The sequence below is a fragment of the Dactylosporangium sp. NPDC000521 genome, from assembly GCF_042898305.1.
Taxonomy (GTDB): Bacteria; Actinomycetota; Actinomycetes; order Mycobacteriales; family Micromonosporaceae; genus Dactylosporangium.
On sequence record NZ_JBIAYW010000007.1, the window covers coordinates 117354 to 136155 of the forward strand.

17 protein-coding genes are annotated in these 18802 nt (G+C 72.8%); 7 read left to right on the plus strand and 10 right to left on the minus strand.

Annotated elements, in window-relative coordinates; all coding sequences use genetic code 11:
- Window positions 1-164: 164 nt before the first annotated feature.
- Both ACFY3L_RS23495 and ACFY3L_RS23500 read right to left on the minus strand, forming a co-directional pair.
- A complete protein-coding gene (locus tag ACFY3L_RS23495) occupies window positions 165-962 on the minus strand; it encodes a class I SAM-dependent methyltransferase (protein ID WP_389327694.1) in 798 nt (265 codons plus the stop codon).
- Entirely contained in the window at window positions 959-2101 is a 1143-nt protein-coding gene (locus ACFY3L_RS23500) for a glycosyltransferase (protein ID WP_389327697.1), read from the minus strand. The genes ACFY3L_RS23495 and ACFY3L_RS23500 overlap by 4 nt, the downstream gene beginning before the upstream one ends.
- An 88-nt stretch (window positions 2102-2189) precedes the next feature.
- Between ACFY3L_RS23500 and ACFY3L_RS23505 the strand changes: the two genes are divergently transcribed.
- The gene (locus ACFY3L_RS23505; RefSeq protein WP_389327699.1) at window positions 2190-3182 is read left to right on the plus strand and encodes a lysylphosphatidylglycerol synthase domain-containing protein; all 993 of its coding nucleotides are present in this window, start codon (window positions 2190-2192) and stop codon (window positions 3180-3182) included.
- Between the two features lie 21 nt (window positions 3183-3203).
- Here the strand turns inward: ACFY3L_RS23505 and ACFY3L_RS23510 are convergent, their stop codons facing one another.
- From ACFY3L_RS23510 to ACFY3L_RS23520, 3 genes are all read right to left on the minus strand, one after another.
- Complete coding sequence (locus tag ACFY3L_RS23510; protein ID WP_389327702.1) at window positions 3204-5255, minus strand: hypothetical protein; 2052 nt, start codon at window positions 5253-5255, stop codon at window positions 3204-3206.
- Window positions 5256-5505: 250 nt separating this feature from the next.
- Window positions 5506-7071, minus strand: coding sequence for a hypothetical protein (locus ACFY3L_RS23515; protein ID WP_389327705.1), 1566 nt, complete (start codon window positions 7069-7071; stop codon window positions 5506-5508).
- Window positions 7068-8534 carry a DUF2079 domain-containing protein gene (locus ACFY3L_RS23520; protein WP_389327707.1) on the minus strand — a complete coding sequence of 489 codons (1467 nt, stop codon included), beginning with the start codon at window positions 8532-8534 and terminating at the stop codon, window positions 7068-7070. Before ACFY3L_RS23520 ends, ACFY3L_RS23515 begins: the two co-directional genes overlap by 4 nt.
- A gap of 244 nt (window positions 8535-8778) precedes the next feature.
- Here ACFY3L_RS23520 and ACFY3L_RS23525 point away from each other — a divergent pair, with 244 nt between their 5' ends.
- Both ACFY3L_RS23525 and ACFY3L_RS23530 read left to right on the plus strand, forming a co-directional pair.
- Window positions 8779-9093 (plus strand): PadR family transcriptional regulator, encoded by a 315-nt coding sequence (locus ACFY3L_RS23525; RefSeq protein ID WP_389327710.1) that lies wholly within the window; start codon window positions 8779-8781, stop codon window positions 9091-9093.
- On the plus strand, window positions 9090-9920 hold the full coding sequence (locus tag ACFY3L_RS23530) for a hypothetical protein (protein WP_389327713.1): 831 nt from the start codon (window positions 9090-9092) through the stop codon (window positions 9918-9920). Before ACFY3L_RS23525 ends, ACFY3L_RS23530 begins: the two co-directional genes overlap by 4 nt.
- Window positions 9921-9933: 13 nt before the next feature.
- On the opposite strand, the gene ACFY3L_RS23535 is transcribed toward ACFY3L_RS23530, so the two are convergent.
- From ACFY3L_RS23535 to ACFY3L_RS23545, 3 genes are all read right to left on the minus strand, one after another.
- Entirely contained in the window at window positions 9934-10776 is an 843-nt protein-coding gene (locus tag ACFY3L_RS23535) for a MarR family transcriptional regulator (RefSeq protein ID WP_389327715.1), read from the minus strand.
- A 407-nt stretch (window positions 10777-11183) separates the two neighbouring features.
- Entirely contained in the window at window positions 11184-12227 is a 1044-nt protein-coding gene (locus tag ACFY3L_RS23540; RefSeq protein WP_389327718.1) for a hypothetical protein, read from the minus strand.
- A 373-nt stretch (window positions 12228-12600) separates the two neighbouring features.
- Window positions 12601-13347 (minus strand): hypothetical protein, encoded by a 747-nt coding sequence (locus ACFY3L_RS23545; RefSeq protein WP_389327721.1) that lies wholly within the window; start codon window positions 13345-13347, stop codon window positions 12601-12603.
- Window positions 13348-13591: 244 nt separating this feature from the next.
- Here ACFY3L_RS23545 and ACFY3L_RS23550 point away from each other — a divergent pair, with 244 nt between their 5' ends.
- Window positions 13592-15079: an arabinofuranosidase catalytic domain-containing protein gene (locus ACFY3L_RS23550; RefSeq protein ID WP_389327724.1), complete on the plus strand. Its 1488-nt coding sequence runs from the start codon at window positions 13592-13594 to the stop codon at window positions 15077-15079.
- A 24-nt stretch (window positions 15080-15103) separates the two neighbouring features.
- Here ACFY3L_RS23550 and ACFY3L_RS23555 read toward each other — a convergent pair whose 3' ends face one another.
- Window positions 15104-16018, minus strand: a complete 915-nt coding sequence (locus ACFY3L_RS23555; protein WP_389327727.1) for an SDR family NAD(P)-dependent oxidoreductase — start codon at window positions 16016-16018, stop codon at window positions 15104-15106.
- Between the two features lie 103 nt (window positions 16019-16121).
- Here ACFY3L_RS23555 and ACFY3L_RS23560 point away from each other — a divergent pair, with 103 nt between their 5' ends.
- The 3 genes from ACFY3L_RS23560 (at window position 16122) to ACFY3L_RS23570 (ending at window position 18057) form a co-directional block, all read left to right on the plus strand.
- Window positions 16122-16973 carry a helix-turn-helix transcriptional regulator gene (locus tag ACFY3L_RS23560; protein WP_389327730.1) on the plus strand — a complete coding sequence of 284 codons (852 nt, stop codon included), beginning with the start codon at window positions 16122-16124 and terminating at the stop codon, window positions 16971-16973.
- Window positions 16974-16998: 25 nt separating this feature from the next.
- Window positions 16999-17268, plus strand: coding sequence for a hypothetical protein (locus ACFY3L_RS23565; protein ID WP_389327732.1), 270 nt, complete (start codon window positions 16999-17001; stop codon window positions 17266-17268).
- 213 nt (window positions 17269-17481) lie between these two features.
- Complete coding sequence (locus ACFY3L_RS23570) at window positions 17482-18057, plus strand: TerD family protein (RefSeq protein ID WP_389327735.1); 576 nt, start codon at window positions 17482-17484, stop codon at window positions 18055-18057.
- A 144-nt stretch (window positions 18058-18201) separates the two neighbouring features.
- Here ACFY3L_RS23570 and ACFY3L_RS23575 read toward each other — a convergent pair whose 3' ends face one another.
- Window positions 18202-18765, minus strand: coding sequence for a DedA family protein (locus ACFY3L_RS23575; RefSeq protein WP_389328843.1), 564 nt, complete (start codon window positions 18763-18765; stop codon window positions 18202-18204).
- Between the last annotated feature and the right edge of the window lie 37 nt (window positions 18766-18802).

The window sequence follows — 18802 nt, forward strand, 5'->3', positions numbered from 1 at the left end:
GGTGTTGCCGGCACGGCGTGCCGTTTCGCGTTCCGGTTGCTGTCGCGGCCGCACCTTTGCCGGCGGGGGGTGCGGCACGGGGTGAACGTCACACAGTAGGCGGCGCCGCTGACGACTGCGACCGAGGGCGGCCGCGGTGAGGCGCGTCACTCCCGCCACTGTTGCTACGCCACCTCCGGTCGGCGGGCCGCGGCGACGAGACCGGGCCCGGTCTTCGGGAAGGCGCGCTGGAGCATGCGAAAGGGTGCGGAACCGCACCGGTTCAACGCTCCGCGCAGGGCGGATGAGGGCTGCAGGAGCCGCCCGGACCCGGCGGTGCGCTGCTGCGGCGACGTCGTGCCGGCCGCCCTGAGCCGCTTGCGGGCGATCAGGTTCCGGCCGCTCTCCAGCACGTAACCCAGCGGCATCCCGTAGTGCCGGATCCGGACGTCGACGAGCCCGGCGGCGGTGAGCAGGCCACGCAGTGGTTCAGGGTCGTACCGGCGGAAGTGGCCGACGAGCTCGTCCGCGGCGGCGTAGCGGCGCTGGTATGCGGGCACGGACAGCAGGAGCAGGCCGCCGGGCCGCACCCGCTCCACCCAGGCCGCCAGCGCCGCGGCGTCGTCGTCGAGGTGCTCCAGCACCTCGAACGCGCACACGACGTCGAACTGGCCGGGCTCCAGCAGCTCGACGCGGGCGTTGCGGACCTCGCCCCGGCCGGCGTGGCGGAGCCGCTGTTCTGCCACCGTGAACGACGCGTGGTCGGGTTCGATGCCGAGGTACCGGTGCCGCTGGGCGAGCCTGGCGCCGAAGCCACCCTGACCGCACCCGATCTCCAGCACGTCCGTCGCGCCGGATGAGGGGAACAGGTCCATGACGGCGTCGTGCCGGAGCCAGCCGTTCGGGGACAGCGGTGCGACGGCGTCCATCCGCCAGGCCGACATCGGCGCCGGTGGCCCGGACCGCAGTTGCGGATCGCTCATCGACGCCCCCGGCCCGCGATCCGTCCGGCACCCGCGGGCTCGGCGGCGCCGTCCTCGCGGGCGCTGAGCCGCTCCCACAGGGGCGCCACGACGTGTTCGGGGGTGAACCGGGCGCCGGCGAGGCGGCGTGCGGCCTGCTTCAGGCGGGCCGTCTCGGACCGGTCCGTGGCGAGCCGCCGCAAGGTCGCGGCCAACGCGTGCGGGTCACCGGCCGGGATCAGCAGCGCCGCATCGCCCAGGGCCCGCCGCTGCGGCGGGGAGTCGGACGTGACCACGGCGCAGCCGGCGGCCGCGCCCTGGAACACCTTGTTGGGCACCACCCGCATCGCTTTTTCGCTGGTGCCGAAGATGCCGAGGCACACGTCGTGCCCGGCGACGAGCGCCGGAAGGTCGCCGGCCGCCACCCAGGGCAGCCAGGTGACGTCAGCACCCTCGGCGGCGCGCCGGGTCGCCGCCTCGTCCTGTCCCTGTCCGACCATCGTGAAGGTGACGCCCTTCCCCGCCAGCAGGCGTGCCGCTTCGCCGATGACCGTGGCACCCTGCAGCGGCGTGTACAGGCCGAAGAACACCACCCGAAGCGCACCGCTGTCCGTGGCGGGTTCCCGGCCTGCCTCGAACCAGGCCGTGGGAGCGCCGACGGCGACCGCGACGCTTCGGGCGTGGTGGCGCTGCGGGAGCGCGGCACGGTGCTCGTCGGTGTCGACGACGACGACGTCGGCGCGGCGGAGTGCGGCACGGTCGACGGCGGCGAGCAGGTTGCGGCGCAGCCGGCCTCCGAGGCGGCGGTCCGCGGCGGTGTCCCCGGCGCCGGTCATGTGGTCCAGCACGATCGGCACCCGCCGGAACAGCAGCCGCGCCAGGTGGACGTCCAGCAGCCCGAGATACCCGACGACGACGGCGTCGACGGCACCGACGTGGCGGGCCGCCCGCGCCAGCGAGACCCATCGCCGGGCCACCGTGAGGACCAGGCCGGGCAGGCGCCACGGCTGCGCCACCGCCGCCACCCGTGCGGCGGTGCCGACACCGAGCGGGGCGTTGCACTCCACGACGTCGGCGCCATGACCGCGGAGCCCTTCGGCGAGCACGCCGACCCGTGGGTGCATCGCCGTGTCGTACGTGCCGAAGAACAGGACCCGCATGGCGCCCTAGCCTAGGTCATCGCCCGCGGCGGCCCCGTGGCGCAGGGACGCCGGCGGAGGCCGGTCGCCAGGAAGGTACGCTCGCCCCGTGCCTGATCCCGTAGCCACAGCCGGGCAGACGCCCGCGAAGGCCGGCACGCGCAGGCGCATCGCGTCGTTCGTCGGGCGGGGGCTGACCAGCCGCTGGACCAAGTGGTCGCTGCTCGGTGTGGCGGTGGTCGGTGGTGGTGTCGCCGTGGCGCGGCAGCGGGCCGACGTCGGCACCGCGGTGACGCAGATCGGTGTCGCGGCCACCGCCGCCGCGGCCGCGCTCGTCGCTGCCGGCCTCCTGGCCACGATGCAGGTCTGGCGGACGCTGCTGGGCGGGCTCGGTTCGCCGTTGCCGGTCACGGCGGCGGCACGGGTGTTCTTCGTCGGGCAGCTCGGCAAGTACCTGCCCGGATCGATGTGGCCGGTGGTCGCTCAGATGGAGCTCGCCCACGCCCACCAGGTGCCACGCAGCCGCACCGCGACCGCCGCGGTCCTGACGATGGCCGTGTCGCTCGGTGCCGGACTGGTCACCGCCGCGGTCGTGCTCGCGGCGAGCGCCAGGGCGGTGACGGAGCGGTACTGGTGGGTGCTGCTCGGCGTGCCGCTCCTCGGCCTGCTGCTGCGCCCCAGGACCGTCAACGCCGTCGTCGGGACGGCACTGCGGGTGCTGCGCCGCCCGCCGCTGCCCCAGCCGCTGTCCGGCCGGACGATCGCCGTGTCACTGGGCTGGGCGGTGCTGTCGTGGCTGCTGCTCGGCGCGCACGCGTGGCTGCTGAGCTGGCCCCTCACCGGCAGCCCGGGGAGCGTCGCGGCGCTGGCGGTCGGCGGTTTCACGCTGGCCTGGTGCCTGGGGTTCCTGGCGGTGGTCACTCCCGCCGGGGCCGGTGTCCGCGACGTGCTGCTGGTCGCGATCCTCGGCGCGCAGCTCAGCACCGGGCAGGCGACCGCCGTCGCGGTGCTGTCCAGGGGCCTGCTGACCGTCGGTGACCTCGTCCTGGCCGGCGTGACGGCGGTCGCCGCCTACCTGGCCGGGCGAGGCCCCGACCCGTGACGGCGCCTTGGTGCGCCGGAGTCACGGCCGGACCAGCCAGCACTCCAGCCGCCGCGGGTCGACCCCGGTCGGGCGTGTCGTGAGCACGTGCTGGTCCTCGTACGTGTCCAGGTAGACGATGCGTTCGAGGGGCAGCCCGTAGGGCAGCAGCGTCAACGTCGACGACGACATCAGTACCGGCACCTGGCCGGCCGCGCGGATCCCGGCGACGACCTGCTCCATGCGCTCCACCGTCGGATTCTCCAGGGCCGCCACGGGCAGGCCGCACTGGTTGCGGATCGTCGGTGACCACTGCGTGTCCATCATGACGACCGAATCCGTCGGCCGCAGCGCGCGGCACACCGCGGCGGCGGCGTCCGGCTCGCCCACCTCGGTGCGGTTGGGCCCGAGGTGCGCGGTGACCACCAGCGCCGGCGCGGCCAGCGCCAGCAGCACGAACAGGCGTGCGAGCGCACCCGTCGGCGTCGGGGCGACCAGGCGGCCGACCGCGCGCCATCCGGCGGTCACGGCCCGGTGACGGCCGGCCTCGCCCGCGCGGGTCAGCGCGGCGAGCGTCCAGATGGCGAAGAGCACCACGGCGGGCAGCACCTCGACGACCAGCCGGCGGTCCGCCCAGGGGTGGTCGGGGGTGATCGCGGGGCGCAGCAGTGAGGCGACCCCGGATCCGCCGTACACCAGCAGGATCGGCAGGAAGCGCCAGCCGCGGCCACGGGTGGCGGCGTGCACGGCACCGGCGACGCCGATCCAGGCCAGCACCAGCACCGGCCAGCCCGTGTACCACGAGACCCAGGACACCGTCTGCTCCGCGTAGCTGCGGCTGGGGTCGATCGGAAGCCCGAACTGCTCCTGATGCGACCTGATGTACTCCATCGTGTTGGCCGCGGTGATGGACCGGTCGACGTACAGTAACGGCCGCGCGGCCAGGAGCAGCCCCAGGGCCAGGGCACAGGCCGCGGCGACCGGCGGCGCCCAACGCCACCAGTGCATGCTCCGCACGTCGCGGTGCCAGCGCCGCAGGAACAGCACGAGCGCGGCGGTCACGACGGGCGAGACCACCAGGACCACGATCATGAGCCGGACCGACGACCAGTTCACCAGCACGTACGGCCAGGTCACGTACCGGCAGTCGAGGAATCCCAGGCCGCCGCCGACCACGGCTCCGCCGGCGAACGGCCAGACCCCACCCCGCCGGCGCAGCCACCACCAGCCGATCGCGGGGATCATAAGGGCGAAGTCCACCCCCATGTCGAGGCGGACCAGTTCACCGGCGGACAGCAGCAGGCCTGACAGCGCCATCGACCAGCCGACGTCCCGGCGGGCCGCGGCGCTCCTCGCCGACGTGCCGGACCGGGCCGGCACTCCCGCGTTCCAAGCGCCGGCGGCCAGGCACAACCCAGCGGCGAGCATGAGGCACGCCAGCGGCTCGGAGTACGTCGTCTGACTCACCCGCAACATCGGCCACGCCGAGCCCAGCAGCAGCGCCGCCACCGGCGCCCACCGCGCCCCGAACAGCCGCCCGGCCAGCCCGCCGACGGCGAGCAGGGCCGCGCCGCCGACCAGCGCCGGCAGCACGAACATCCCCGGCCACCCGGCGATCCAGTGGGCGGCGGCGAGCATCGTCGGCCAGCCGGTCATGAACTGCGGCACGATCATGTCGGCCTGCACGTAGAACCCTGGGTGAGCGAACGTCAGCTCAGCCGCCGCGGACCCGTAGGCGTCGACCGGCACCGGGGTGGTCAGGCCCGGATGGCCGCTCAGCCAGAGCCCGACCTGGGCGTAGGTGCCGGCGTCACGGTGCAGCACCGCCTGCTGGCTGGACCGTACCGCCGCGAAGAGGGCGAACCCGGCGGCGATCGCCGACGTCGCGACGACCGACGACCACGACGCGGTGAACGACCCGGCAGTGCCGGGTCGCGGCAGCCGCGTCGCCCAACGCACCAGCGGGATCGCCAGCACCACCGCGGCCGGCACCACGACACCGGGCCGGAAGTGCCCCGTCGCCGCCAGTGGCACCGCGACCAGGAGCCAGGCCGTCACCGCCACCGCGGGCACCACGGCCAGCAGCACCAGCACCCGCCCCGCCCGGGCGCTGCCCGCCGACGTGGCCTCGATCAGACGACGGACCCCAGGAGCACGACGCGAGGCCGGGGCAGCAGGCTGCCCAGGCACGGTCGCTGCCGAGTACGACACGATGAACCAGACTCCACATCCTTGACCGGCACGAATCACCGCGGCACCCGATGTCCGGGACCGGCGATCCGCCGCCGAGAGCATAGTCGGACTTGCTGGGAACCTTCATCGACCGGAGTCTCGGCGGCACCCGTCAGCGGCCCGCCTGGTGACCGGCCGTCTGTACCGGGGTCAGCACCGCCAACGGCTCGGGTCCGACCGCGACCTCGGCCACGACGCGACCGGCCAGGGCAGCCTGCCAGGCGGCCCGTTCGCCGGCGTTGACGTGGCTGCGCACGAGCCAGATCCGCCCGCCCGCGCCGGCCAGGCGCTCAGCGGCGGCGACGAGGTCGGCGACCGCGGCCGGGTCACGCCCGGACGCGACGAGAATCCGGCTTTCAGCGGTGTACGAGACGTACCATCCGGTGGCCATCGGGCCACCACGTCGCAGCAGCGGCGGGTCATGGGACCAGTAGTACGCGAATCCGAACTGACCGGACATGTTCACGGCGATCACGTCATCGGGCCGGCGCTGCGATGCGACGTACGCCACCTGGGCACGGACGTCCTCGCCGGGGTCACCCGGGGCGGCCGGGCGCAGCAGCGCGCCGCTGTTGGCGGTCGCATACGCCGACAGCGCGGTGACGACCAGGACCGCCGCCACTACAGACCGTGTCCGTGCCGGCAGGCGGCCGGTCAGGTCTGCCGCCGTCCGCACTAGGCCGATCCCGGCCACGGCCGCCGCGACGACCAGCAGGAAGTGCGACGTGCGCTGGTCCAGCAGCGGGTACACGCCGGCCAGCGCCGCCGCGACGGCGATCGCCGGGATCAGCAGCAGCGCCAGCGCCGTCGCCGGTCGACGCAGCCGCGCGACCGCCACCAGGCCCAGCGCCGACACGGCGGCGACGAGTTGCCACGGCGCGCCCAACGCCGGCGTCAAGTCAGCCAACCGGGTGCCCAGGTAGGACGGCAGCCCGGCGACCGTCGGAAAGAACCCCGACCAGTAGCCGGCCAGCGCGGGATTGCGGTTCGGCCGGTCGATCACCACGTACACGACGGCCGCCGCCACCCCTGTCGCGGCGCTGACCAGGGCACTGTCCCGCAGCCGGTCCCTGCGTCCGCCGGCGGCCGACGTGAGGAGGACCGCGCCGAGCACCGCCGCGCCGACGAGCGCCGCGGGATGGCTGAACAGCATCCCGGCCACCACGCCCGCACCGACGAGGATCAGGCGTCGCCGGGACCAGGCCGATTCCAGCCACGCGGTCATCGCCAGCAGCAGCAACGCGACCGCAGCCTCGGCGGTGTACTGCTTCAGGTCGTGGCGCACCAGCTGCGCCGGGATCAGCAGCGTCGCGACCGCCGCGGACAGCCCGGCGGCGACCGCCCAGCCGCGGCCCGGCCAGCCGAGGCAGCGGCCGAAGGCGTAGGCGGCCAGCACCGAGCCGGCGAGGAACAGCAGCGGGATCAGGCGCTGGAGCTGCCCGCCGCCCGGCACCGACCAGACCAGCAGCGTCCATCCGAGTGGCGTCGACGCCGTCACCCACGGCAGGTCCGCCGGTGACGCCTTGGCCGCCAGCGCCACCCACGACTCGTCCAGCCAGTAGGGGGCGTCCAGCGCCGGACCGATCCGGTGCACCACGGGCACGGCCGCCGCCAGCGCGCTCACGGCGACGACGTCGGCGCGCCGCGCGGGCGCCTGTTCGCTGCCCGTGCCGGTCACGATCCGCCGCACGGTGGTGCGGGCGGCGCCGTCAGCCTCGGCACCGCGTCCGGGTTGTGCAGCACGACGAAGTCACGTTCCCGGAAGACGGCCCGGTAGCCACTGCCCTGCAGCAGGTCGACCCGGGCGCGCTGGTCGTCGAGGCCGCAGAACGGGAACTGCGGGCGGGCGATGTCGGCGACCACCCACGGTGCCCAGCGGGGGGTCCGGTCCCACAGCAGCACCTGCGCGCGGCCGCTCAGGTGTGGCCCGAGGCTGGAGGCGGTCTCCACCAGCGCTCCGTCCGGGACCTGGCCGGCCGCGTGCTCCATCGCCCGCATGTCGTCGCTCCACCGCCAGTACGACGGCCGGGACAGCTCACCGAAGGCCGAACCGGGCAGCGCCACCACGGCGACGATGACCACCACGGCCGTCCAGACGGCGCCGAACCGGCGCATCCGCCGGTGACGTGCGATCCGGGCCGCCCCGTCGACGCCGGCGCACAGCAGCGGGACCACCACGAACGCGTTGTAGTGCGCCCCGGTGCCCCACCAGCCCGGTGACTCGGACAGCATCCGCTCGGCGATCAGCGGCAACGTCACCGCCAGATATGGTGAGACCAGCGGCGTCAGCCCGGCGACGGCCAGCAGCATCAGCATCGTGGACGTCTTCGTCGCCGGGTTGAAGAAGGTGTACAGCGCATCGCCGGGCTGGCTGAGCACGTGCCACAGCACGGCCGGAACGGTCGGGCCGAAGTGGTCGTACGACCAGTAGTAGTCCGACCGGCCACCGAACATGGGGATGATGACCTGGGTGGCCAGGACCGTGTACGCCGGCCCGCCGAGGAGGCAGCCGAGGCCGAGGAGCACGTCACCACGCTCGCGCGACCGGCCGCGGTGCGGCAGCAGCAGGCACACCCCCACGCCGGCCAGCGCCAGCCCCATGTCCTCCTTCACGAGCAGCAGCGCCGCGCAGGCCAGCGCCACATACCGGCGCCGGCCGCCGCCGTGCCGGTAGGCGGACAGCTGGTCGAACAGCACGGCGAACAGCAGCGGGGCGAACGCCACCTCGTGGAAGTCGAAGCCGACGGCGCCCGCCACCGGCCACGACAGCGCGTACGCCGCAGCCACCCCGTACGCCGCCGTGACACCCAGCTCACGGCGCGTGAACCGCCACAGCGGCACGACCGCGCCGGCCAGCAGGACGGCCTGCGCCACCAGCAGCGTCCGGGGGTCGTCGTACACCAGATACAACGGGGCGAGCAGCACCAGCAGCGGCGACACATGGTCACCGAGCACGCTGAAGTCCGGACCGAACCCGTTGTGGACGCCCTTGACGATCGCCACCGGCAGGTGCCCCTGGGCGTAGGAGCGCACCGCCTGGTCGAAGATGACCAGGTCATAGGTGGCCGAGCGCCACGTGCGGAACCGGTTGAGGGCGAGCACGGAGTAGCCCACCGCCGCCAGGACCACGATCGCGGCCACGGCGACACGATGCGCCGATGCGGACGGCCGACGGGCCGGGACCACGGCGTCGCTCACCGCCGCGGCCGCTCCCGGGCTGGTCACGGTCGCATCAGCCCGGCCACCACCATGGCGGCCAGAGTAACGCCTGCGGCGATCCGGCCTGCGTACCGAGGGTCAGACGCGCGCGACGCCGAAGACCGTGGAGTTTGACGAACCGTACTACGTCCTGCGATGCTACGTTCCACGTAGTAATGGAGGTGGCATGTCCGGGCTCACCGAGTTCGGCCGGTTCTCGGAGCCGGCGCTGCTCGTCCTCGTCAGCCTCGCCGAAGGTCCCAAGCACGGGTATGCGATGCAGGACGACATCGCCGCCATCACCGGGGATCGGCCCGGCCCCGGCACGCTGTACGGGGCGATCCGCCGCCTGGAGGACCTGCGGCTCATCGAGGCCCTGCCGGAGCGGGAGCGACGCAAGCCCTACCAGCTCACCGCCGGCGGCCGGGCGGCGCTGCAGGCGGAGCTGTCACGCATGCGGGCCGTCGCCGGCACCGGCCTGCGCCGGTTGGCCCTGTCGTGAACCGCGCGGTCCGGCTGGTCATCGCCCTGTACCCACGCCACGTCCGGGACCGGTACGGCCCGGAGATCGCCGACCTGCTCAGCCACTCGCGGCGGCCGGTGCGTGACCTGGCCGACGTGGCACGTTGCGCGCTCGCCGAACGCATACGGACGCTCACGTACGCGCGGCTGCGGCCCTACGTGCACGCGACCACCGGCCTGGTCGCCGCACCCGTGGCCTTCGCCGGCGCCTATCTCATGCTCTACACCCTCTGCGCGTGGCTGTTCGCCGCCGTCGCCGCCGCTTCCGGCACATCGCTCACCGCCGGGTCCGCGCGCCTCGTGCCGGCGGCAGCTGCCCTGCCGGTCGCCGCCGGGGCGATCTGGCTGGCCGGACACGCGCGGCTGCCGTTCACCTCGGCGCTCGCACCAGTCGGGCTCACCCTGGGCGCCCTGCCGGTCATGCTGCTCGTCACCGATCTCGGCAGATGGCCCGTGACCGCCGCCGTCGGCAGCTGGGGACTGGCGACCGGAGCACTGTCCGCGGCGTCCACCGCGCTGGTCCGCCGGGGACATCGCCGCCGCGCGGTGCTCACCATGGCATTCGGCGGCATCCTGGCATGTGAGCTGGCAGTCGCCGTGTACAGCCTGTCGGTGTCCGGCTCGATGAGCGTGGCCGTCGCCGCCTACCCGATCACCTCGCTCGGCATCGATCCGGAGCTGATGGGCGACCCGACCGGCCGGGTGGCCGACGCGATGACGATCCTGCCCGCGTTGCTCACCAGCTGCACCGCCTACGCCCTCCGGCTGGCGACCACCACGCGAGCCGGAGTCTCGACGGCGGCATGACGGTTGACGCCGGCTATCGCGAGCCGGCAGCTTCGAGCGTCGCGGCGATCGGCTCGAGGTCGGCGATGAGCTGGTCGCGCTCGCCCGGCGCCAGGATGGCGTACGCCGCCGCGGCGAGGTCGTCGGTGATCGACTCGATCTGCTCCTTGGCCCTGCGGCCGGCGTCACTGAGCTGGCCGGAGCCGTCGATGAGGCCACGGACGCGCATCCCGTCCACGACCGCGGCCAGCCGGTCCGCGGGCAGGTGGTGGACCCTGCCGAACTTCTCCGGGGGCATACCCTCAGACAGCGCGTGCAGCACGTGAGCTTCCGTCCCGCCGATGCCGGCGGCGACCAGCGCGGCGTTGTGACCGTCCCCGCGGTGCTCGCGCAGCAGCGTGGCCGCGTGCCAGAGCCGGGCCACGGGGTCCACGGGCACGGGCACGGTTCGCAGCGCCGCGTACAGGACCCGTCCCTCCGTCGGGGCGCTGGTCGCTGCCTTGGTGGCCAGCTCGGCGGCACGCGCGAGCGTCGACGTGCCGGCGAGGTCGCCGAGGATCCGCCTGAGCGCCGCGGCACTGCCCTCCTGGCGGGCGGCGAGCGCGGCCTCGGGGGTGGTGACCTCCCAGACGCGGGGGATGTGGCGGGCGACCTCGCCGGCGGCGAAGTTGTAGAAGACGGCATCGACCACCTCGGCCGGGACCCGGCCCAGCGGCGCCGCCCGCCCGGCGAAGTACGCGTCCCACGTGTTGCGGAGCCCGAGCGCCATGAGGGCCTGGTCCGGCTCGTCAGCGAAGTACGTGACCAGGTGGATCGGCTCCATGAGCTGGTGCAGACGGCGGGCGGTGTCGCCGGCAACGGAAACCAGGGACTGCATCCGGTTCATCTCCTGTGATCGAGGACGACGGCCCCTCGTGATCAGGGCCGCTCACCTCTGCTACGAACGGTCCCGCCCCGATCCGACACCTCCTCCAGAATTCTTTTTCCAGGCCTTTCTGACCCGCCTGTATTCGCCGTTGTGCTGACGGCCCCGTCGTCCGCGACCGCGATGCGCCCTCGGCCCTGGCGCCGCGCCGTTTCGGCCACAGTGCCCGGCGATCGGTGACCGCCCGCACGCACCGTTCGCGGCGGAAGCCGATGGCATCGGTCGTGCGATCGTCATCCAATCTTCCGCACCGCATACCTCCACCGATGAGATGACGGTTTCGGGCTCGGGGTAGGTCTCCACCTCGCGCCGAACCGAACCATCACGGCCGGCAAGGAACCGCAGCCCTTCCTGGCGGTTCAACCGAGATCGAGAATCTCGGTCTCGAGGTTCTTCCCGATCTTCTTCACCGTCAGCAGCCGGGATCCGTCCGGCGAGGCCGACAATTCCCGATACGGCCCGACCCACGACTTGACCAGCTCGCCGTCGTCGGCGCGGAAGGCCCACACACCAGATTTTCCGTCGACGATGCCCAGCACGCAGACGAACGTCTGCCCGTGCGCTGTCAGAGTCACCGCGTTCTGCGGCGATCGGATGCCAGAGACCACGATCCGAGGTGGCGATGCGAAGTCAGTCGGCACTTCGACGACGGCCGCATCGGCCCGGGTCATACGGTTGTCGCGCTCCGGCGGCGCCGTGCGGGCCACGAAGTACAGCATCTTCCCGTCGCGGGAGAGCGCGGGCCATCCGGCGTCGCCGGTGGTGCCACACGCAGGTTGCTCCTGTGCGTCCCGGAACACACCGTCGGGCCAGAACGTCGTGGAACCGATCGACACCTCGTGCTTGAACGGCCGGAACCCTCCCTGGGCGCCGAAGAGGGCCAAGCCCTGACACAGTCCACCAGCTTCCGCCGTGACGAAGGCGCCGTTCAGGTCGGGCAGTACCGCGATCCCGCTGCCCGAGAACGACGGGAACTGGACCAGGACACGGGCGTCCAGCGAGGCCACGTCAAGGATCGCCGCGAAACTCCGAAAACCGTCGGCGATGTCGCACCTCGCCGCGATCGCCAACCTGCCGTCCGGAAGCGGCTGGAGACTGTTGATCACCGCCGAGCCGCAAGATTCCGGCGGCAACTTGAAGTCGACCTGTTCCGGCACGGCGGCACCGTCACGACGCTGCCGCCACAGGCCGCTCGACGTGGACGGCACCGTGTAGGAGAAGTAGATCCAATCATCTGCCGTCCATGCGATCGAGTTCACCGCACCTTCCGGGAGACCGGGGACCTCCGGCGAGGACGGTGACGCGGTATCCGGCGATTTCGACCCGTCGCACGCCGCCAACAGCATCGCGCACGCCGCGAACACCACCGAAGCAAGCCGCACCAGTCGGCGAACCTGAGTCACCGCGGGAGCATATCGGCTTCGATGTGACGGCCCACCCCGATTCACGAGGCGCTGGTGTGGGCCGCCAGGTTCGCCGCCGCGTGCCGCTGCGCGCAGGGGGTCCGGGAGCTCCTGCCCGACCCCGAACGGGACGCGATGCTCCCCGAGGCTGCCGGGTGACGGCGACGCCTGAGAGGGATTCGCAGGGCCGCCCTCGATGGCGCGCATCGACCTGAGGTAGGACGACGCGGGGCGGTGATCCCCGGGGACCGGGCGGGTGCGAAGCCGTGCAAGCGCTGTTGTTCATCGTCGCCGACGGGGCGGCCCGCTGACGCCGCAGCGCTGCCGTGGGTGACGCGCAGGCAGGCGGGGCCGGCGAGGCGGAAGTGGTCGGTCAGTCGTGGACGGGGCCGAACTCGCCGAGGGGGTCGCCGGCCGTGCCGTGGATGGCGCGGATGCGGCCGGGGAGGTGGCTGCCGATCGTGGTGCCGGCGAGGAGGCGGGCGGTCAGGTAGGGGTCGAAGCCGTCGTACCAGCCGAGCAGCCAGTCGACGTAGCGGCCGTGGCCGGAGTAGTACGGCACGACGCCCTCGTCGGTCTGCACCATGCGCACGACGGGCGGGTGCCCGGCCCGCAGGCGGGCGGCGTCGTCGGCGCAGACCGGGACGCGGCGCCGGGAGCCGCCGCCGGGTCCCCATTCGACCTCGGCCGTGGACGGGCCGTGGACGGGGTTGAACAGGCACGGAGGCGTCTCGGCGCCCGTCAGCAGGCGGTTGGCGCGGCCCATCGCGGTCGTGGCGGCGCGCAGGTTGTCGGCCCAGTTCTCGTTCGCGGCGAAGAGCTCCGTGGCGCGTTCGGCGAGGCGCAGCTGTTCGGCGGCCGGGCCCGTGGCGGCGCCGGCGGCGTGCAGGGTCCGCAGGTCCTCGCGCAGCACGGTGACCATGAGCGCGCGATCCTGCTCCCAGCCGGCGGCCAGCCCGTCGAGCAGCGCCCGCCCCGGGAAGAGCGGGAAGAGGCCGAGCCCGCCGCCAGGCGCGCTTCCGGCGGCCTTGCGGAACACGGAACGTGAAACGATCACGAGCGCCCCGGCCGACACCAGCACCACGGCCGCGACGACCGCCACGATGATCCAGACCTCCACGTGCCACCTCTCTGCGTCGATCAGCGGCCGCCGAGCGTAGCGGAGAGATCCACGGTGGTCGGTCGGATCGGCGACTCCGGCGGGCGCGGCGGCGTAACAGAAACTTGACAGCATCGATGTGAGCGATAACACTCGGCTCGCGACTCCAGGACACCCCCCAGCCTGGGTCACCGTCTCCCATGCCAGCGGTGCGGCATGTTAACGCTAACAACGTACTGCTGCCAAACACCCCGAAAGGTGCACCATGCATCTCAGGTCTCTGCGGCGCACGGCACTCGCCGCCGCCGCTGCCACGGCGGTCGTCGCCGCGGCGCTGGTCGCACTGTCGACCACGGCGGCGCAGGCGGCCGGCACGGGCCCCTGCGACATCTACGCCAGCGGCGGCACCCCCTGCGTCGCCGCGCACAGCACCACCCGCGCGCTGTTCGGCTCCTACGGCGGCTCGCTGTACCAGGTGCGGCGCTGGTCCGACGGCGCGACGTCGAACATCGGCGTGCTCAGCGCCGGCGGCTACGCCAACGCCGCCGCGCAGGACTCGTTCTGCAACGGCACCTACTGCACGATCGTGCGCATCTACGACCAGACGTCGCGGCACAACGACCTCACGATCGCTCCCGGCGGCGGCGCCAACCCGACCGCCGACCAGGGCGCGAACGCGGCGGCGCTGCCCGTCACCGCCGGCGGGCACAAGGTGTACGGCGTGTACATCTCGGCCGGCAACGGGTACCGCAACAACAACACCAACGGCGTCGCCACCGGCAGCCAGCCCGAGGGCATGTACATGGTGACCGAGGGCACCCACGTCAACGACCGGTGCTGCTTCGACTACGGCAACGCCGAGACCAACAACATGGACACCGGCAACGGCGACATGGACGCCATCTACTTCGGCAACCTGTGCTGGTTCTCCCCCTGCTCCGCCGGGCCGCGGGTCGCCGCCGACCTGGAGAACGGGCTCTTCGCCGGCGGCAACGGGTCCTGGACGGCCAACACCGGCCGCAACAGCGCGTTCGTCACCGCGATGCTGAAGAACGACGGCACCACGACGTACGCCATCAAGGACGGCAACGCGCAGTCCGGCAGCCTCGCCACCCGGTACAACGGCGGCCTGCCGACCCAGTCCGGCTACCGCCCGATGACCAAGCAGGGCGCCATCATCCTGGGCATCGGCGGCGACAACAGCAACGGCTCCGTCGGCTCGTTCTTCGAGGGCGTCATGACCAGCGGCTACCCGAGCGACGCCACGGAGAACTCGGTCCAGTCCAACATCGTCGCCGTCGGGTACAGCAAGAGCGTCACGTTCCCCGTCAACGGCGCCACGTACCGGCTGACGAACCTCGCCAGCGGCAAGGTCCTCGACGCGGTCAACTGCGGCACCGCCAACGGCACGCAGATCGACGTGTGGCAGGCGCTGGGCAACACGTGCCAGCAGTGGCGCTTCAACAGCGTCGGCCCCAACAAGTGGACGATCACCAACGTCAACGCGAACAAGGTCCTCGACGCCGTCAACTGCGGCCTGGCGCTCGGCACCGCCACCAACCTGTGGCAGTCGTTGGGCAACACCTGCCAGCAGTGGGCGGTCATCCCGGCCGGCAACGGCCGCTACGAGCTCGTCGTCGAGAACAGCGGCATGGTCCTCGACGACCAGAACTGCGGCACCGCCAACGGCACCAAGGTGCAGCTGTGGATGTGGCTCAACAACACCTGCCAGCTCTGGCAGATCGCGGCGTAACGCGCGCGGCGGGTGGCGCGGTCGTCAGACGGCCGCGCCGCTCGCGGCGAGCAGCTCGGCGGTGGCGGTCCACAGCCGGCGCTCCCGCTCGCGGTCGTGGGCGACCGGGCGGACCTCGGTCAGCCGGTCCTTCACCACGAACGCGCCGTCGCGCAGGTGCGCCCACCGCTCGTCCAGCGCGACGGAGGCGAGCATCGGGCCGGAGCGGCGCGGGGTGGACACGAACGGCAGGCGGCCCAGCCCGCGGCCGATCGCCTGCAGCGCCCGCGGGGCGCCGCGGCTCAGGGCGGTGCCGGGCATCCAGCCGGGTTCGAACACCGACACGGCCACCCCCGGCGCCCGCCGTTGCAGCTCGTGGGCGTAGTACAGGATGGCGAGCTTGGCGGTGCTGTAGACGACTCCCGACGCGGTCATGTCCGGTTTCGCATCGGCGGGCGCCGGCCGGGCGAGCTCCACGGGGTCGCGCCACCGCGCTTCCGGCACACCGAGCAGCCGTCGCCAGAAGTTGGCACTGTACGTGTTGGAGCCGAGCAGCACGATCCGGGCCGGCTCCGCCGGCGAGCCGAGCAGGTCCCCGATGAGCTGGGCGTGCGCGAGATGGTTCACGGCGAAGGTCATCTCGTAGCCGTCGGCGGACGCGGTCCGCGTGTCGGCCGACATGTGCCCCGCGTTGGCGATCAGCGCGCGGAGGGGCCGGACCGTCCCGGCGGCGACGAGGTGGCGGACGGTGGCCGCCGCTGCCCGTACATCGGCCAACTGCGACAGGTCACAGCCGATCTCATGGACGGTGGCGCCCCGCGCCCGCGCCTCGTCGGCGACCTCGCGCAGCGCGGCCCCGGCCCGGCCGGCCAGCAGGAGTTCGGCGCCCGGCCGGTCGGCCACGGCGAGGGTGGTGGCGCGGCCCAGGCCTCGGGTCGGGCCGGTGATGAGGGTTGTCATGCGTCGAGCGTGGAGGTCCGGGCGGTTGTCAGGCAGTCGTCGCGTTGTCGTAGGACTGCCAGGGCCAGGACACGGTCCGCCCGCGCGGTGAAGACTGGGATGCGTGCAGCAGTGGGAGTTCGGCCGGGCGGTGCGCCGCTGGCGTGACCGGGTCTCGCCGGAGACCGCCGGCCTGCCGGTCGGCCGGCGCCGCCGCGCCGCGGGACTGCGCCGCGAGGAGCTCGCCGGGCTCGCCGGCATCTCCGCGGACTACCTGACCCGGCTGGAGCAGGGCCGGGCGACGGCGCCGTCGGTGCAGGTGGTGCAGGCCCTCGCGCGAGCCCTGCGCCTGTCCGTCCCCGACCGGGACCTGCTCTACCGGCTCGCCGGCCACGCCCCGCCCGGCGCCGACGTCGTGCCGGCGCACGTCCCGCCGAGCGTGCAGCGGCTGCTCGACCGGCTCGCGCACACCCCGGTCGTCGTGTACGACGCCACCTGGACCCTGGTGGTCGCGAACGCACCGTACGACGCGCTCATGGGCGAGACGTCGGGCTGGCGCGGCCTGGAGCGCAACGCCGTCTGGCGCAACCTCGCCGGCTTCCCCACCCGTGTCGTGCACACCGCGCAGGAGCAGGCCCGCCACACGGCGCTGCTGGTGGCGGACCTGCGGCAGACCGCGTCGCGGTATCCGGCGGACCGTTCGCTGCGCCGGCTGATCGATGACCTCGCGGCCTCGAGCCCGCGCTTCACCGAGCTGTGGGAGGGCGGGGCGCCCGCGCCGCCGTCGGAGCCGTCGCGGCACAAGACCGTCGAGCACCCGGCGGTCGGCCGGATCACCCTGGACTGCGACACGCTCGTCGTCACCGCCGACGACCTGCGCATCACGGTCTACACGGCCGAGCCGGGCACCGACGACGCCGACCGGCTCGCCCTCGCCGTCGTCCTCGGCACCCAGACGTTGAGCGGTTCCGCCTGACGCGCCTTCGCTGGACAATGCCGCCATGCAGGTTTACCGGGGTGTGACGGCGTTCCACCTGACGGCGGTCAACGAGGGCGTCGACGCGGTCGAGCAGGCACTGCTGTCCGCCGGGATGACCTTCACCCGCACCGCGGTCACCGTCGGCTGGCCGGGCGGCCGCGGCGAGGGCGCCGAGTTCGTCTTCGTGCTGCCCGGCACCAACCAGCGCCCCGGCCTCGACCTCGTCCAGCACCTGCGATCCACCGGTATGTGGCTGCTGATTCGGAAGGTCGACGCCACGACACCGGGGTGACGATGCGAAAATGTCCGTGTCTCGTCGTGACTCACAGCGAACGTCCAGGGTCGCGGAGCATGATGGGACTCGCGAGAGGTGACTGCATCCGTGCTGGGGGTGGCCTGTTCTGCGCCCGGCCTGGCCGGCGTCGCCGGCATCATCCTGTAGCACCGTCGACAACACGTCAGCCGGCTCGGACCGAATTCCTGCCGGCATCGATCTGGAGGATTCATGGGAGTCAGCCTCACCAAGGGCGGCAACGTCAGCCTGACCAAGGCCGCGCCCGGCCTGGCCGCGGTCAACGTGGGCCTGGGCTGGGACGTGCGCACGACCACTGGCGCGGACTTCGACCTGGACGCCAGCGCGCTGCTCGTGGGCGCGGACGGCAGGGTCCTGTCCGACCAGCACTTCGTGTTCTTCAACAACCTCAAGTCGCCCGACGGCACGGTCGAGCACACCGGTGACAACCTGACCGGTGAGGGCGAGGGCGACGATGAGATGATCAAGGTGAACCTCGCCGGCGTGGCCCCCGAGGTCGACAAGATCGTCTTCCCGGTGTCCATCCACGACGCCGACGCCCGCGGGCAGTCCTTCGGGCAGGTCACCAACGCGTTCATCCGCGTGGTCAACTCCGCCGACAACAACGAGCTGGCCCGGTACGACCTGAGCGAGGACTACTCGACGGAGACCGCGCTGGTCTTCGGCGAGCTGTACCGCAACGGCGGCGAGTGGAAGTTCCGCGCCGTCGGGCAGGGCTACGCGTCCGGCCTGGCCGGCATCGCCAAGGACTACGGCGTCAACGTGTAACCAGGCGTCACCAGACCGGCGGGCCCGTCCGACCATGGACGGGCCCGCCGCGTCGTGCGCAGAAGGGTGCCGGCGGCGCCGGCAAGATCGTCGGCTGAACCGCCGGCGCGGACCGTGTGCTCGCCGACGGTGGTGCCGGACCGCTCACCGCTGACGCGAGCGGGCTCGCAGGAGCTCGACGGCGATCGGCACCACCGACAGCACGACGACGCCGACGAGGATCAGCTCGATGTTGGACTTCACGAACGCGATCTGGCCCAGAAAGTAGCCCAGCACCGTGACGCCGGTGCCCCACAGCGCGCCGCCGACGGCGTTGTACAGCACGAACGTGCGGTAGTGCATGCCGCTGGTGCCGGCGACGATCGGGGTGAACGTCCGCACCACCGGCACGAAGCGGGCCAGCACGATCGACCGGGCACCGTACCGGTCGAAGAACTCCTGCGCCTTGGCGAGGTTCTCCTGTTTGAACAGCCTCGAGTTCGGCCGCCGGAACAGCGCGGCGCCGACCCGCCGCCCGAACAGGTAGCCGAACTGGTCGCCGGCGAACGCGGCGACCGACACGAGCAGGCACACCAGCCACAGCGGCTGGTGCAGGTAGCGGCCGTCGGCGACGAGCAGCCCGGTGGTGAACAGCAGCGAGTCGCCGGGCAGGAAGAACCCGATCAGCAGGCCGGACTCGGCGAAGACGACAGCCAGGATGCCGAGCATCCCGAAGTTGGAGATGAGCCATTCGGGGTTCAGGAAC

What these genes read in the sequence shown, in the direction of transcription:
- ACFY3L_RS23495 (WP_389327694.1), bottom strand. Translation starts at nt 962, where the DNA reads ATGAGCGATCCGCAACTGCGGTCCGGGCCACCGGCGCCGATGTCGGCC.
- ACFY3L_RS23500 (WP_389327697.1), bottom strand. Translation starts at nt 2,101, where the DNA reads ATGCGGGTCCTGTTCTTCGGCACGTACGACACGGCGATGCACCCACGG.
- ACFY3L_RS23525 (WP_389327710.1), top strand. Translation starts at nt 8,779, where the DNA reads ATGTCCGGGCTCACCGAGTTCGGCCGGTTCTCGGAGCCGGCGCTGCTC.
- ACFY3L_RS23535 (WP_389327715.1), bottom strand. Translation starts at nt 10,776, where the DNA reads ATGCAGTCCCTGGTTTCCGTTGCCGGCGACACCGCCCGCCGTCTGCAC.
- ACFY3L_RS23550 (WP_389327724.1), top strand. Translation starts at nt 13,592, where the DNA reads ATGCATCTCAGGTCTCTGCGGCGCACGGCACTCGCCGCCGCCGCTGCC.
- ACFY3L_RS23555 (WP_389327727.1), bottom strand. Translation starts at nt 16,018, where the DNA reads ATGACAACCCTCATCACCGGCCCGACCCGAGGCCTGGGCCGCGCCACC.
- ACFY3L_RS23565 (WP_389327732.1), top strand. Translation starts at nt 16,999, where the DNA reads ATGCAGGTTTACCGGGGTGTGACGGCGTTCCACCTGACGGCGGTCAAC.
- ACFY3L_RS23570 (WP_389327735.1), top strand. Translation starts at nt 17,482, where the DNA reads ATGGGAGTCAGCCTCACCAAGGGCGGCAACGTCAGCCTGACCAAGGCC.
- ACFY3L_RS23575 (WP_389328843.1), bottom strand. Translation starts at nt 18,765, where the DNA reads ATGCTCGGCATCCTGGCTGTCGTCTTCGCCGAGTCCGGCCTGCTGATC.